Genomic DNA, 15,284 nt, shown 5'->3' on the forward strand with positions numbered 1-15,284 from the left:
TATGGAGCACAAAAATGGCGTGGAATCAGCCCGGTAATAACGGACAAGACCGCGACCCGTGGGGAAGCAGCAAACCTGGCGGCAACCCTGAGGGAAATGGAAACAAAGGTGGTCGCGATCAGGGACCTCCCGATCTGGATGATATCTTCCGCAAACTGAGTAAAAAGCTCGGTGGTCTGGGTGGCGGTAAAGGTGCTGGTTCTGGCGGCGGTAGCTCATCGCAAGGCCCGCGTCCGCAATTGGGTGGTCGAGTCTTTACTATCGCAGCGGCAGCTATCGTCATTATCTGGGCGGCCAGCGGTTTCTACACCATTAAAGAAGCGGAACGCGGCGTGGTGACACGCTTCGGTAAATTCAGCCATTTGGTTGAGCCGGGTCTGAACTGGAAACCGACCTTTGTCGACGAAGTGACCCCGGTCAACGTGGAAGCCGTGCGTGAACTTGCCGCATCCGGCGTGATGCTGACCTCTGACGAAAACGTCGTACGCGTTGAAATGAACGTGCAGTACCGCGTGACCGATCCGCAGCGTTACCTGTTTAGCGTAACCAGCGCGGATGACAGTCTGCGTCAGGCAACCGACAGCGCCCTGCGTGGGGTTATCGGTAAATACACCATGGATCGTATCCTGACCGAAGGGCGTACCGTTATTCGTAGCGATACCCAGCGTGAACTGGAAGAAACGATCCGTCCGTACAACATGGGTATCACCCTGCTGGACGTCAACTTCCAGGCAGCACGTCCGCCGGAAGAAGTAAAAGCCGCGTTTGACGATGCCATTGCAGCACGTGAAAACGAGCAGCAGTACATCCGTGAAGCAGAAGCGTACACCAACGAAGTTCAGCCACGTGCTAACGGTCAGGCGCAGCGTATTCTGGAAGAAGCGCGTGCTTACAAAACGCGAACCATCCTGGAAGCACAGGGTGAAGTGGCTCGTTTCGCAAAAATTCTGCCGGAATATAAAGCCGCACCGCAAATTACTCGCGAGCGTCTGTATATCGAAACCATGGAAAAAGTGCTGAGCAATACCCGCAAAGTCCTGGTTAACGATAAGGGCAGCAATCTGATGGTTCTGCCGCTGGATCAAATGCTGAAAGGCGGTAGTGCGCCAGCAGCAAAGAGTGACAGCAGTTCAAACCTGCTGCGTCTGCCGCCAGCAACGACGTCCGGCGCTGGAGCAAGCAATACCTCGTCCACCAGTCAGGGCGATATTATGGACCAACGCCGCGCGAACGCGCAGCGTAACGACTACCAGCGTCAGGGGGAATAACGATGCGTAAGTCAGTTATTGCGATTATCATCATCGTTCTGGTAGTTCTGTTCATGTCTGTCTTTGTGGTCAAAGAAGGCGAGCGCGGGATTACTCTGCGCTTTGGTAAAGTTCTGCGTGACGATGAAAACAAGCCGCTGGTTGTTGCACCAGGCCTGCACTTCAAGATTCCGTTTATTGAATCTGTGAAGATGCTGGATGCGCGTATTCAGACCATGGACAACCAGGCCGATCGCTTTGTTACCAAAGAGAAGAAAGACCTGATCGTTGACTCCTACATTAAGTGGCGCATCAGTGACTTTAGCCGTTACTACCTGGCAACGGGCGGTGGCGATGTTTCTCAGGCAGAAGTCCTGCTGAAACGTAAGTTCTCTGACCGTCTGCGTTCTGAAATTGGTCGTCTGGACGTGAAAGACATCGTTACCGATTCCCGCGGTCGTCTGACGCTGGAAGTTCGTGATGCGCTGAACTCCGGTTCTGCTGGCACGGAAGATGAAGTCGCGACACCGGCGGCAGATAGCGCGATTGCCGAAGCGGCTGAGCGTGTTCAGGCTGAAACAAACGGTAAAGTACCTGTCATCAACCCGAACAGTATGGCGGCATTGGGCATCGAAGTGGTTGACGTGCGTATCAAGCAAATCAACCTGCCTGCTGAAGTGTCTGAGGCTATCTACAACCGTATGCGCGCTGAGCGTGAAGCGGTAGCGCGTCGCCATCGTTCACAAGGTCAGGAAGAAGCGGAAAAACTGCGTGCCACGGCGGATTATGAAGTGACTAAAACGCTGGCAGAATCTGAGCGTCAGGGCCGCATCATGCGCGGTGAAGGCGATGCAGAAGCCGCTAAACTGTTTGCCGATGCGTTCAGCCAGGATCCTGACTTCTACGCCTTCATCCGTAGCCTGCGTGCTTACGAGAAGAGCTTTGAAGGCAACCAGGACGTGATGATCATGAGCCCGGACAGCGATTTCTTCCGCTATATGAAGACACCGAGCACTACGACACGCTAATAAAGTTCCAGCGGTTTTAAACCAGCAAAACCACCGGCATCCCCAGGGATGCGGTGGTTTTCTTTTTATAAAGGACGATGGATGAATTCAACAATTTTGCTGGCGCTCGCGCTGGTTTTGGTGCTGGAAGGCCTGGGCCCTATGCTTTATCCACGCGCGTGGAAGAAAATGATTTCCGCAATGGCGCAACTTCCCGAAAATACTTTGCGTCGTTTTGGTGGAGGTCTTGTGGTTGCGGGCGTTGTGGTCTACTACATGTTGAGGAAAACGATTGGCTGATCAATAAGTAGCCTATTTTGCGGATTTTCGCATGCAAAAAGTGCTGTATATCTGAAAAAGCGGTGGTAGAATCCATTTTTAAGCAAACGGTGATTTTGAAAAATGGGTAACAACGTCGTCGTACTGGGCACCCAATGGGGTGACGAAGGTAAAGGGAAGATCGTCGATCTTCTGACTGAACGGGCTAAATATGTTGTGCGCTACCAGGGTGGTCACAACGCAGGCCATACTCTCGTAATCAACGGTGAAAAAACCGTCCTCCATCTTATTCCATCAGGTATTCTTCGCGAGAATGTCATCAGCATCATCGGTAACGGTGTTGTACTGTCTCCGTCCGCGCTGATGAAAGAAATGAAAGGACTGGAAGATCGTGGCATCCCGGTTCGCGAGCGCCTGCTGTTGTCTGAAGCTTGTCCGCTGATCCTTGATTATCACGTTGCGTTGGATAATGCTCGTGAGAAAGCGCGTGGCGAGAAAGCGATCGGTACTACCGGTCGTGGCATCGGTCCGGCTTATGAAGACAAAGTAGCTCGTCGCGGTCTGCGCGTTGGCGATCTGTTTGATAAAGCAACCTTCGCTGAAAAACTGAAAGAAGTGATGGAATATCACAACTTCCAACTGGTGAATTTCTATAAAGTTGAAGCAGTTGACTACCAGAAAGTGCTGGATGATGTGATGGCGATTGCCGACATCCTGACCTCTATGGTTGTTGATGTTTCCGATCTGCTGGACCAGGCGCGTAAGCGTGGCGATTTCGTCATGTTCGAAGGCGCACAGGGTACCCTGCTGGATATCGACCACGGTACCTATCCGTACGTAACGTCTTCCAACACCACCGCAGGTGGCGTGGCGACCGGCTCCGGCCTGGGTCCACGTTATGTGGATTACGTTCTGGGTATCATCAAAGCTTACTCAACACGTGTAGGCGCGGGTCCGTTCCCGACTGAGCTGTTTGATGACGTTGGCGAGTTCCTGTGCAAACAAGGTAACGAGTATGGCGCGACCACCGGTCGTCGTCGTCGCACCGGTTGGCTGGACTCCGTTGCGGTACGCCGTGCAGTACAGATTAACTCCCTGTCTGGCTTCTGCCTGACCAAACTGGACGTACTGGACGGTTTGAAAGAGGTGAAAATCTGTGTCGCTTATCGTATGCCGGATGGCCGTGAAGTAACGACTACCCCGCTGGCTGCAGACGACTGGAAAGGTATCGAGCCGATCTACGAAACCATGCCGGGCTGGTCTGAATCCACCTTCGGTGTGAAGGAACGTAGCGGTCTGCCGCAGGCAGCACTGAACTACATCAAGCGTATTGAAGAACTGACCGGTGTGCCGATTGATATTATCTCAACTGGCCCAGACCGTACTGAGACCATGATCCTGCGCGACCCGTTCGACGCATAATTATGGTTATAGCGTGGCGTCGAATGGCGCTGCGCTTGCACTATCTTAGGCCGGATGAGGCGCTTTGCATCATAATCCGGCTTAAAATCACGTAAGTTCCTCGCTTTTTTCCTTCCTGAACTGAAATAAATTAGCGACCTGGCTGGTGGCTGGTTTATCATCAATGTAATTAATACCACCAGGTTTATCCGTTTTATCCCTTTTCCTGAGGTTGATGTGCAGTTAACAAGTTTCACCGATTACGGATTACGTGCGCTAATCTACATGGCGTCACTTCCCGAAGGACGTATGACCAGTATTTCTGAGGTGACAGAAGTCTACGGCGTGTCCCGTAATCATATGGTCAAAATAATCAATCAACTTAGCCGTGCGGGCTTCGTTACTGCTATTCGAGGAAAAAATGGCGGTATCCGCCTGGGTAAACCAGCTAAGGATATTGGTATTGGTGATGTGGTTCGCGAGCTGGAACCACTATCGTTGGTCAATTGTAGCAGCGAGTTTTGCCACATTACCCCAGCCTGTCGACTTAAACAGGCGCTTTCTAAGGCAGTGCAAAGTTTTCTCACGGAACTGGACAACTACACACTTGCTGATTTGGTTGAAGAGAATCAACCGCTTTATAAATTATTGCTGGTGGAGTGACGAAAATCTTCATCAGAGCTGACAATGGAGGAACCTCGATGTCACAAGATCCTTTCCAGGAACGCGAAGCAGAAAAATACGCGAATCCTATCCCGAGCCGGGAATTTATCCTCGAACATTTAACTAAACGTGAAAAACCGGCCAACCGCGATGAGCTGGCCGCTGAACTCAACATTGAAGGTGAAGAGCAGCAAGAAGCGCTGCGTCGCCGCCTGCGCGCCATGGAACGTGACGGGCAACTGGTCTTCACTCGTCGTCAGTGCTATGCGCTGCCGGAGCGTCTTGACCTGCTGAAAGGTACCGTTATTGGCCACCGTGATGGCTACGGCTTTCTGCGCGTTGAAGGCCGCAAAGATGATCTGTACCTGTCCAGCGAGCAGATGAAAACCTGCATTCATGGCGATCAGGTGTTGGCACAGCCGCTGGGCGCGGACCGTAAAGGTCGTCGCGAAGCGCGTATTGTGCGCGTACTGGTGCCGAAAACCAGCCAGATTGTCGGTCGCTACTTCACCGACGCTGGCGTTGGGTTTGTCGTCCCTGACGACAGCCGCCTGAGCTTTGATATCCTGATCCCGCCGGAAGAGGTGATGGGTGCTCGTATGGGTTTTGTGGTCGTGGTTGAGCTGACCCAGCGTCCGACGCGTCGCACTAAAGCGGTGGGTAAAATTGTTGAAGTCCTGGGCGACAACATGGGAACCAGCATGGCCGTTGATATGGCGCTGCGTACTCATGAAATCCCGTATATCTGGCCTCAGGCCGTCGAAAAACAGGTCGCCGGACTGAAAGAAGAAGTGCCGGAAGAAGCGAAAGCCGGACGTGTCGATCTGCGCTCCCTGCCGCTGGTCACTATCGATGGCGAAGATGCGCGTGACTTCGACGATGCGGTTTACTGCGAGAAGAAACGCGGCGGCGGCTGGCGTTTATGGGTGGCGATTGCTGACGTAAGCTATTACGTTCGCCCGCCGACTCCGCTGGACCAGGAAGCGCGCAGCCGTGGCACATCCGTCTACTTCCCATCGCAGGTTGTTCCGATGCTACCGGAAGTGCTGTCTAACGGATTGTGTTCGCTCAACCCGCAGGTGGACAGGCTGTGTATGGTCTGTGAAATGACCATTTCGTCGAAAGGCCGCTTAACAGGCTTTAAATTCTACGAAGCGGTTATGAGCTCCCATGCGCGTCTGACCTACACCAAGGTCTGGCACATGCTGCAGGGCGATCAGGAACTGCGTGAGCAGTACGCGCCGTTGGTTAAACACATTGAAGAGCTGCATAACCTCTACAAAGTGCTGGATAAAGCGCGTGAAGAGCGTGGCGGTATCTCGTTTGAAAGTGAAGAAGCGAAGTTTATCTTCAATGCTGAACGCCGTATTGAGCGTATTGAGCAGACGCAGCGTAATGACGCGCACAAACTGATTGAAGAGTGCATGATCATGGCGAACATCTCAGCGGCGCGATTCGTTGAGAAAGCCAAAGAGCCGGCACTGTTCCGTATTCACGATAAGCCGACGACCGAAGCGATTAATTCGTTCCGTTCGGTGTTGGCGGAGCTGGGGCTGGAGCTGCCCGGCGGTAATAAACCCGAGCCGCGTGATTACGCTGAACTGCTGGAGTCGATTGCTGACCGTCCTGACGCAGAAATGCTGCAAACTATGCTGCTGCGTTCAATGAAGCAGGCGATTTACGATCCGGAAAACCGCGGTCACTTTGGCCTTGCGTTGCAATCTTATGCACACTTCACCTCGCCGATCCGTCGTTACCCGGATCTCTCCTTGCACCGGGCGATTAAGTATCTGCTGGCGCAGGAGCAGGGCCATAAAGGCAACACCACGGAAACGGGTGGCTACCATTATTCGATGGAAGAGATGCTGCAGCTGGGTCAACACTGTTCGATGGCCGAGCGCCGTGCTGACGAAGCCACACGCGACGTCTCTGACTGGCTGAAGTGCGACTTCATGCTGGATCAGGTAGGTAATGTCTTCAAAGGCGTGATCGCCAGCGTGACCGGGTTTGGTTTCTTCGTCCGTCTTGATGAGCTGTTTATCGACGGTCTGGTGCATGTCTCCTCCCTGGATAACGACTACTATCGTTTTGACCAGGTTGGGCAGCGTCTGACGGGAGAATCCAGCGGTCAAATGTATCGCCTGGGCGATCGCGTGGAAGTTCGCGTGGAAGCGGTCAACATGGACGAGCGTAAAATCGACTTCAGTTTGATCTCCAGCGAACGTGCACCGCGCAATGAAGGTAAAACCGCGCGTGAAAAAGCGAAAAAAGGCGATGCGGGTAAAAATACCGGTAAGCGTCGTCAGATGGGCAAAAAAGTGAATTTCGAGCCGGATAGCGCTTTCCGCGGCGAGAAGAAAGGCAGAGCCAAACCTCAGGCGGATAAAAAAACGGCTGAGAAGAAAGGCGATAAAAAAGCGAAAAAACCATCGGCAAAAACGCTTAAAATCGCTGCCGCCACCAAAGCTAAACGCGCGACGAAAAAGAAAGTCGCGCAATAACAGCCATAAACAGTAAGTCGGGCAACCTCGCGTTGCCCGCGTTACGCATAAACTATTAACGAGTACATTCATGAGTGAAATGATTTACGGCATCCATGCGGTGCAGGCTCTGCTGGAACGTGCGCCTGAGCGCTTCCAGGACGTCTTTATTCTCAAAGGTCGTGAAGATAAACGCCTGCTGCCGCTGATCCACGCACTGGAAGCACAGGGTGTTGTCATTCAGCTGGCTAACCGCCAGTTCCTGGATGAGAAAAGCGAGGGTGCGGTACATCAGGGAATTATTGCTCGCGTGAAACCGGGTCGTCAGTATCAGGAAAACGATCTGCCGGATCTGATTGCTACGCTCGATCAGCCGTTCTTTTTGATCCTCGATGGTGTTACCGATCCGCATAACCTGGGGGCATGCCTGCGTAGCGCCGATGCTGCTGGCGTCCATGCTGTTATCGTACCGAAGGATCGTTCTGCGCAGTTGAATGCAACGGCGAAAAAAGTGGCCTGCGGCGCGGCAGAAAGCGTACCGCTGATCCGTGTGACCAACCTGGCGCGCACTATGCGTATGCTGCAGGAAGAGAATATCTGGATCGTCGGAACCGCAGGTGAAGCTGACCATACTCTCTACCAGAGCAAAATGACCGGACGTCTGGCGCTGGTGATGGGCGCAGAGGGTGAGGGTATGCGTCGTTTGACCCGCGAACACTGTGACGAACTGATCAGCATCCCGATGGCTGGGAGCGTTTCGTCGCTGAACGTTTCAGTTGCGACTGGCATCTGCCTGTTTGAGGCTGTACGCCAGCGCGGCTAAACTTATTTTTCGGAAAAAGCCATCCAGATTTGGATGGCTTTTTTTTATCTTAAACAAGTATGATAAATGGTGGAAAATGATATTCATTTTATTTATTTTTAACTAACTAATATATGGGAAATATATGGCATGGACTCCGCAGTTGCTTGCTAAAGCACTACAAACTCTTCCTGAATTAAATATAAATACTGAATATAACGAACAATCATTAATGGTCAAAATGAATGATTTTGGTGATTTGTCGCTCAGTGTTCTATTCACATCCCGCCAAATTATTATAGAAACCGTTATTTGTTCTGTTAGTAGTATTCATGATCAGGATGAATTTAATATTTTCTTATTACGTAATCAAAAAATCCTTCCTTTGTCTTCTGTGGGAATTTCTCGCGTTCAGCATGAAGAATATTATGTCGCATTTGGCGCCCTCTCGCTTAATTCATCGTTGGATGATGTGGTTCTGGAGATGACTACGCTTGCGGATAACGCGCTGGATCTCGCTGAAGTAACTGAAGAATACACTTACGAATAACAAGGAACGCTATTTATGGGAATTTTGAAAAGCCTGTTTACTCTCGGCAAGTCTGTGCTTTCGCAAGCGGAAGAGTCAATCGAAGAAGCGCAGGGGGTGCGGATGCTGGAACAGCATATTCGCGATGCGAAAGGTGAACTGGATAAAGCCGGAAAATCACGGGTTGACTTGCTGGCGCGCGTGAAGTTGAGCAACGATAAATTAAACGATCTGCGCGAGCGCAAGGCCAGTCTGGAAAACCGGGCACTTGAGGCGCTGAGTAAAAATGCTAATCCGTCTCTGATTAACGAAGTTGCGGAAGAGATTGCCCGTCTGGAGAATGTCATAACTGCCGAGGAGCAAGTGCTTACTAACCTTGAGAGCTCTCGTGATGGCGTTGAAAAAGCGGTTAATGCCACCGCGCAGCGGATTGCGCAGTTTGAACAGCAGCTTGAGGTGGTAAAGGCAACGGAAGCGATGCAGCGTGCCCAACAGGCCGTAACCACATCGACTGTCGGCGCGTCTTCCAGTGTCTCTACGGCGGCGGAGTCGCTCAAGCGTTTGCAAACACGCCAGACAGAGCGTCAGGCCCGCCTGGATGCGGCCGCACAGCTTGAGAAAGTTGCAGATGGGAGTGACCTTGACGAAAAACTGGCAGAGGCAGGCATTGGCGCAACTAATAAAAGCTCTGCTCAGGATGTTCTGGCGCGACTGCAACGGCAGCAAGGCAAGTAATGCTGTTCACTTGGGTCATCAAAATATGCCAACGGAATCTCTCAAGACTGACCTGGCCTGCTTTGATTGGGCTATTTGTAGGGCAGTACCTGTTTTGTTACCTGGTGCTGAGATTACTGGGCGAAGAGATGCTGGTTGGTCGCCTGAGCGATTTTATCTATTACTGCTCGGTCGTGGGTTCTACGCTGGGGTTTGGCGACCTTAGTCCGCAAACAGCAGAAGGGCGAGTTTTTACAGCTCTATGGCAGATCCCAGTCAGCGTTGGGTTATTCGGCGCATTAATGGGTAAGGTTATTGGCATGGTACAAGGAATGTTAGCGAAAGGAATGATGGGGATGGGGGATTATCGTCATTTGCGCAATCATATACTGGTGGTTGGCTGGCGCGGCCACCAGACGGAAAAAATGATATCGCTGCTGTTGTATGACACCCGGCGTGCTTTCGAGCGGGTGCTCCTGTGTGAATCGGATGATATTCAACATCCTTTGCAGGGGAATCACTGGGTTGATTTCATTCGTATTCGTAATTTTAATGACGCAAATGAGCATGCTCGTATGGGGTTATGCACGTGCCAGAGCGCTATCATCTTTGCCCGTACGGATGAACTTACGTTTACCATCGCACTTTCGCTGGCTGATTCGATCCCTGATCAGTGCCATGTTGTTGCTTATATGGAAGATGAGCGTTACGCAGGATTGCTTGAGGTGCATTGTCCGCGCATTGAAATTGTACGCAATCTCTCTGCTGAACAAATTTCTCGATCCATTCAGGATCCTGGTTCTTCCCAGTCGGTTGCATCCATTATGAATCCTATGCTGGGCGACACGGGTTTTGCCGTACCGATTCCGGAAGAGGTGACTTCAATTCGTTATGGCAATTTAATGCGTTATATGAAGCTCCGCCATGATGCAACCGTGTTGGGCATTAGCACCTGTAAAAATGGTCGTGGTATGGAATTGAACCCGGTCATCTCGACGGAGGTAAAAGGAGGAATGTGGCTACATCTGATTGGTAATAGCCGCATTCTGGCGAAGGAGATTGCCTGGCTGGAGATCGAGGATAAATGATGACAAGTTTTTTCCAACGTTTATTTGGTAAGGCCGCTGCTGTTGCGCCAGTTCGTGGGCCGTTGGGGTTACATCTGAATGCAGGGTTCACGATCGATACATTGGCGTTTCGCCTGTTAGAAGAAGCTTTATTGATTGAATTGCCGGGTGAAGAGTACACCGTTGCAGCCGTCAGCCACATTGATTTAGGTGGTGGAAGTCAGATTTTCCGCTACTACACGTCTGGAGAGGAGTTTTTGCAAATCAATACCTCCGGTGGAGCAGATATCGATGATATCGACGATATCAAACTCTTTGTTTATGAAGAAAGTTACGGGATTTCGCAAAAAAAACACTGGCAGTCTGCCATTAGCCCGTCAGTGATAGGTACGCCAACACTTAGCTGGCAGGAAGAACGTTGGCAGCGCTTTTTTAACGATGAAGAACCGGGGAATATTGAACCGGTTTATATGCTGGAAAAGGTGGAAAACCAGCAGCACGCCACATGGGAAGTGCACAATTTTACCATGGGCTACCAGCGACAGGTGGAAGATAATACCTGGGAATACCTGCTGTTAAACGGTGAAGAGTCATTTAATGAGCAGGGAGAACCTGAGTGGGTATTCTCCCGGGCGTTGGGCATCGATATTTCTTTAACATCAATCAATATTATTGGTTAATTTCAGGGACGGTTACAATGCATATACTGGATTCATTATTGGCTTTTTTCGCCTATTTTTTTATTGGTGTAGCCATGGTGATAATTTTCCTTTTTATTTATTCGAAAATAACGCCGCACAATGAATGGCAACTTATCAAAAATAATAATACGGCAGCGTCGCTGGCATTTAGTGGAACCTTGCTTGGTTACGTTATTCCGCTATCCAGTGCGGCAATTAATGCTGTTAGCATTCCAGATTATTTTGCCTGGGGTGGTATTGCACTGGTAGTTCAACTCGTTATTTACGGCGGTGTGCGCTTATATATGCCGACGCTGAGTGAAAAAATCATTAATCACAATAGCGCCGCGGGATTATTTATGGGAACCGCTGCGCTGGCGGGAGGCATTTTTAACGCCGCCTGCATGACATGGTAATGGACGATCATGGCAAGAAAACGTAAATCAGGAAGCAAAAACAAGGTGGTGGGGCATTCTGCTATTACGCGGATTAACCGCCCGATTAATCCCTTTGAAAAAAAACGTAGCCGTTACAGCGGCAAATATCTGACGCTGGCTATTATGGGCGGCGCGGCCTTTTTTATTCTTAAAGGATGTGCAGACGACGCCGATACCGATAATGATGGCGACGGTAAATTTTACTCAACGGTGAGTGAATGCATTGATGATGGCAATAGCGCCACCGTTTGTACCGATGGCTGGAACAACGCGAAAGCTGAATTCTATGCCAGCTTGCCAAAGCAAATGAGTAAGGAGAGTTGTCAGGCACAGTTTGGTGACTGTTATCTCGATAGCACGGCTCAGAGCTGGGTACCTGTGGTCACCGGGTTTTTACTCACCAGGATGATTCGCAAAGATCGCGATGAACAGTATGTTTACAGCAGCGGCGGTTCTTCATATGCTTCGCGACCGGTCTGGCGTACGACTTCGGGAGAGTATGGCTGGCGTTCCGGCAGCGGAAAAAATGATACCGCTACCACCCATACTTATACGACGAAGAAAGTATCGACGGTTTCTCGTGGCGGCTATGGAAGATCATCCAGCGCACGTGGGCACTGGGGAGGTTAACGATGCTGCGACATGATGTCCCTATACGCCGGGATCTGAACCGGATCGCTTACGATCACGGTTTTGATTTTCATATCATCGACAATGAGATTTATTGGGATGAGAGCCGGGCATACCGCTTTACGCTTCGGCAAGTGGAAGAGCAGATCGAAAAGCCCACTGCGGAACTGCACCAGATGTGTCTGGACGTTGTCGAACGAGCAGTTAACGACGAACAGATTATGCAGCAACTGGCGATCCCGCCGCTGTACTGGGACGTTATTGCCGAAAGCTGGCGCAATCGTGATCCCTCTCTGTACGGCCGCATGGATTTTGTTTGGTGCGGAAATAACTCCCCGGTCAAGCTGCTGGAATACAATGCTGATACGCCAACGTCGCTCTATGAGTCGGCGTATTTTCAGTGGCTATGGCTGGAAGATGCGCGTCGTAACGGCGTTATCCCACGCGATGCCGACCAGTATAATGCCATTCAGGAACGGCTTATATCCCGTTTTGCTGAACTTTATAGCCAGGAACCCTTCTACTTCTGCTGCTGTGAAGATACCGATGAAGATCGCACTACCGTGCTGTATTTACAGGATTGCGCGCAGCAGGCAGGGCAAGAATCGCGGTTTATGTATATTGAAGAACTGGGGCTTGGCGTCGGCGGTGTGCTCACGGACCTGGATGACAATGTGATTCGTCGCGCTTTTAAGCTCTATCCCCTGGAATGGATGATGCGAGATGAAAATGGTCCCTTGCTTTGCCATCGTCGCGAGCAGTGGGTTGAACCGTTGTGGAAAAGTGTGCTCAGTAATAAAGGGTTGATGCCATTGCTGTGGCGTTTTTTCCCCAATCATCCCAACCTACTGCCAGCTTGGTTCGACGGAGAAGTACCGCAAATAGCGCAGGGTGAAAGCTATGTGCGTAAACCCATATTCTCCCGTGAAGGGGGAAACGTCACCATTTTTGATGGTCAGCAACATATCGTCGAACACGCTGAGGGCGACTACGCCGAAGAGCCGATGATCTATCAGGCATTTCAGGCGCTACCGCGTTTTGGTGATAGCTATACGCTGATTGGCAGTTGGATCGTGGATGATGAAGCGTGTGGCATGGGGATCCGCGAAGATAATACGTTGATCACGAAAGATACTTCTCGCTTTGTTCCTCACTATATTGCGGGCTAACCGTGCTTTTGTGATCTCCCTCCGTCGCGAATAATGTGGTTCTGACCATACTTAAGGTGACGGCCATTGACGGAGGGAGACACAATGCACTGGCAAACGCATACCGTTTTTAACCAACCTGTACCGCTCAATAACAGCAACTTATATCTGTCCGATGGCGCGCTGTGTGAAGCGGTTATCCGTGAAGGCGCTGGCTGGGACAGCGATCTTCTCGCCAGTATTGGTCAGCAGCTAGGGACAGCCGAGTCGCTCGAGCTTGGCCGTCTGGCCAATGCTTTTCCACCCGAGTTGTTGCGCTACGACTCGCAGGGTCAGCGGCTGGATGATGTGCGTTTTCATCCTGCATGGCATTTGCTGATGCAGGGATTATGCGCCAATCGTGTACATAATCTGGCCTGGGAAGAAGACGCGAGGCAGGGAACATTTGTTGCCCGGGCGGCCCGTTTCATGCTGCATGCGCAGGTGGAAGCGGGCACGTTGTGTCCGGTTACCATGACTTTTGCCGCCACGCCGTTGTTACTTCAGATGTTACCTACCCCCTTTCACGACTGGTTTACGCCGCTGCTAAGCGACCGTTATGACTCGCATTTACTGCCCGGAGGGCAAAAGCGTGGGTTATTGATCGGCATGGGAATGACCGAGAAGCAGGGGGGGTCAGATGTGCTAAGCAATACCACTCAGGCAGAACGTCTTACAGACGGCTCGTATCGGCTGGTGGGACATAAGTGGTTTTTCTCCGTGCCGCAAAGCGATGCCCATTTGGTACTGGCCCAGGCAAAGGGAGGCTTATCCTGCTTTTTTGTACCGCGATTTTTACCCGACGGGCAGCGTAATGCTATCCGTCTGGAGCGGCTGAAAGATAAGTTAGGCAATCGCTCCAACGCCAGCTGCGAGGTTGAATTCCACGATGCGATTGGCTGGCTATTGGGTGAAGAAGGGGAAGGTATACGTCATATCCTGAAAATGGGCGGGATGACGCGTTTTGACTGTGCGCTCGGCAGTCATGGCATGATGCGACGTGCTTTTTCCGTCGCGATTTACCATGCGCACCAGCGACAGGTTTTTGGCAAACCATTGATCGAACAACCGATGATGCGCCAGGTATTAGGTCGGATGGCGCTCCAACTGGAAGGTCAGACGGCGTTACTGTTCCGACTGGCACGGGCCTGGGACCGTCGCGCTGATGCCAAAGAATCTCTGTGGGCCAGGTTGTTCACGCCAGCAGCGAAATTCTCTGTTTGCAAGGCCGGTATGCCGTTTGTTGCAGAGGCGATGGAAGTGCTCGGCGGGATTGGCTACTGCGAGGAGAGTGAATTGCCGCGCCTGTATCGTGAGATGCCGGTAAACAGTATCTGGGAGGGCTCTGGCAACATTATGTGCCTCGATGTATTGCGGGTGCTGACAAAACAACCCGGCATATACGATATGCTCAGCGAAGCCTTTGCTGAGGTAAAAGGGCAAGACCGACATTACGATCGAAGGGTACGTCAACTACAGCAGCGTTTACGTAAACCCAGTGAGGAGTTGGGACGGGAGATTACACAGCAGCTTTTCCTGCTCGGTTGCGGGGCGCAGATGTTGCGCTATGCCTCTCCGCCAGTGGCGCAGGCCTGGTGTCAAATGATGCTCGATACGCGTGGTGGACTACGATTGTCCGAGCAGGTGCTGAACGACTTGCTCCTGCGGGCAACGGGGGGATTACGGTAATAATATGCCTGATGGCGACGCTGGCGCGCCTTATCATGCCTACATTCAATGTAGGCCGGATAAGTTTACGCCATCCGGCAATCTGTTAAGCATAGAGTATGGCCTGTACGCGCCAGTTGTCGGGCTGCTGGTCTTCGTACATCTGAATGATCCGATACCATGAGGCACCCTGTTCATCCGCTTTTAACGCGACTACTCGTTCTACATCCTGCGGATTCCCTGCAATGTTACTGACAGATATCAGGCCAATTTCGTTCAGGCCTGTAACGCAGTCAGCACTGGCGAACTCGGCAGACTGCGCCGTAGTACCTACCAGTCCGGCAGAAAGCAGCAGTGAGGATAAGGCAAGTGATTGTTTCATCGTCAGCTCCATTATTCGTACCCCTACACACGGCAGGGCATTCCATCGCGATCATAAACCTCAAGCTTCCTGCTGTTGGTTTATTGTGCACAGGTAAACGCATAGCGGCGC

16 protein-coding genes are annotated in these 15,284 nt (G+C 51.5%); 15 read left to right on the forward strand and 1 reads right to left on the reverse strand.

What is annotated here, in order from left to right; genetic code table 11:
- The first annotated feature begins 14 nt into the window (after positions 1–14).
- The 15 genes from hflK (at position 15) to N0B36_RS09800 (ending at position 14,812) form a co-directional block, all read left to right on the forward strand.
- Positions 15–1,268 carry an FtsH protease activity modulator HflK gene (hflK, locus tag N0B36_RS09730; protein ID WP_200080260.1) on the forward strand — a complete coding sequence of 418 codons (1,254 nt, stop codon included), beginning with the start codon at positions 15–17 and terminating at the stop codon, positions 1,266–1,268.
- 2 nt (positions 1,269–1,270) lie between these two features.
- Positions 1,271–2,275 carry a protease modulator HflC gene (gene hflC, locus N0B36_RS09735; RefSeq protein ID WP_047500009.1) on the forward strand — a complete coding sequence of 335 codons (1,005 nt, stop codon included), beginning with the start codon at positions 1,271–1,273 and terminating at the stop codon, positions 2,273–2,275.
- Between the two features lie 81 nt (positions 2,276–2,356).
- The gene (locus N0B36_RS09740; protein ID WP_019078201.1) at positions 2,357–2,554 is read left to right on the forward strand and encodes a DUF2065 family protein; all 198 of its coding nucleotides are present in this window, start codon (positions 2,357–2,359) and stop codon (positions 2,552–2,554) included.
- A 102-nt stretch (positions 2,555–2,656) separates the two neighbouring features.
- A complete protein-coding gene (purA, locus tag N0B36_RS09745; protein ID WP_003025606.1) occupies positions 2,657–3,955 on the forward strand; it encodes an adenylosuccinate synthase in 1,299 nt (432 codons plus the stop codon).
- Positions 3,956–4,171: 216 nt separating this feature from the next.
- The gene (gene nsrR, locus N0B36_RS09750; RefSeq protein ID WP_003025609.1) at positions 4,172–4,597 is read left to right on the forward strand and encodes a nitric oxide-sensing transcriptional repressor NsrR; all 426 of its coding nucleotides are present in this window, start codon (positions 4,172–4,174) and stop codon (positions 4,595–4,597) included.
- 38 nt (positions 4,598–4,635) lie between these two features.
- Positions 4,636–7,098 carry a ribonuclease R gene (gene rnr / locus N0B36_RS09755; RefSeq protein ID WP_016151418.1) on the forward strand — a complete coding sequence of 821 codons (2,463 nt, stop codon included), beginning with the start codon at positions 4,636–4,638 and terminating at the stop codon, positions 7,096–7,098.
- A 70-nt stretch (positions 7,099–7,168) separates the two neighbouring features.
- The gene (gene rlmB, locus N0B36_RS09760) at positions 7,169–7,900 is read left to right on the forward strand and encodes a 23S rRNA (guanosine(2251)-2'-O)-methyltransferase RlmB (protein ID WP_003830482.1); all 732 of its coding nucleotides are present in this window, start codon (positions 7,169–7,171) and stop codon (positions 7,898–7,900) included.
- 124 nt (positions 7,901–8,024) lie between these two features.
- Positions 8,025–8,429 carry a DUF2170 family protein gene (locus tag N0B36_RS09765; protein WP_259687465.1) on the forward strand — a complete coding sequence of 135 codons (405 nt, stop codon included), beginning with the start codon at positions 8,025–8,027 and terminating at the stop codon, positions 8,427–8,429.
- Between the two features lie 15 nt (positions 8,430–8,444).
- Positions 8,445–9,143, forward strand: a complete 699-nt coding sequence (locus N0B36_RS09770; protein WP_259687467.1) for a PspA/IM30 family protein — start codon at positions 8,445–8,447, stop codon at positions 9,141–9,143.
- On the forward strand, positions 9,143–10,210 hold the full coding sequence (locus tag N0B36_RS09775) for a potassium channel family protein (protein ID WP_259687468.1): 1,068 nt from the start codon (positions 9,143–9,145) through the stop codon (positions 10,208–10,210). Before N0B36_RS09770 ends, N0B36_RS09775 begins: the two co-directional genes overlap by 1 nt.
- Positions 10,210–10,869, forward strand: a complete 660-nt coding sequence (locus N0B36_RS09780; protein WP_149381786.1) for a YjfK family protein — start codon at positions 10,210–10,212, stop codon at positions 10,867–10,869. The genes N0B36_RS09775 and N0B36_RS09780 overlap by 1 nt, the downstream gene beginning before the upstream one ends.
- A 17-nt stretch (positions 10,870–10,886) precedes the next feature.
- Complete coding sequence (locus tag N0B36_RS09785) at positions 10,887–11,285, forward strand: DUF350 domain-containing protein (RefSeq protein WP_149381748.1); 399 nt, start codon at positions 10,887–10,889, stop codon at positions 11,283–11,285.
- A gap of 9 nt (positions 11,286–11,294) precedes the next feature.
- Positions 11,295–11,936, forward strand: a complete 642-nt coding sequence (locus N0B36_RS09790; protein ID WP_181221124.1) for a DUF1190 domain-containing protein — start codon at positions 11,295–11,297, stop codon at positions 11,934–11,936.
- 2 nt (positions 11,937–11,938) lie between these two features.
- Complete coding sequence (locus N0B36_RS09795; protein ID WP_149381752.1) at positions 11,939–13,105, forward strand: glutathionylspermidine synthase family protein; 1,167 nt, start codon at positions 11,939–11,941, stop codon at positions 13,103–13,105.
- An 84-nt stretch (positions 13,106–13,189) separates the two neighbouring features.
- The gene (locus N0B36_RS09800) at positions 13,190–14,812 is read left to right on the forward strand and encodes an isovaleryl-CoA dehydrogenase (protein ID WP_259687476.1); all 1,623 of its coding nucleotides are present in this window, start codon (positions 13,190–13,192) and stop codon (positions 14,810–14,812) included.
- Positions 14,813–14,897: 85 nt separating this feature from the next.
- Here the strand turns inward: N0B36_RS09800 and yjfN are convergent, their stop codons facing one another.
- Positions 14,898–15,173: a DUF1471 family protease activator YjfN gene (gene yjfN / locus N0B36_RS09805; RefSeq protein WP_016151420.1), complete on the reverse strand. Its 276-nt coding sequence runs from the start codon at positions 15,171–15,173 to the stop codon at positions 14,898–14,900.
- Between the last annotated feature and the right edge of the window lie 111 nt (positions 15,174–15,284).

It is taken from the genome of Citrobacter sp. XY323 (genome assembly GCF_025106035.1).
GTDB lineage: Bacteria > Pseudomonadota > Gammaproteobacteria > Enterobacterales > Enterobacteriaceae > Citrobacter > Citrobacter braakii.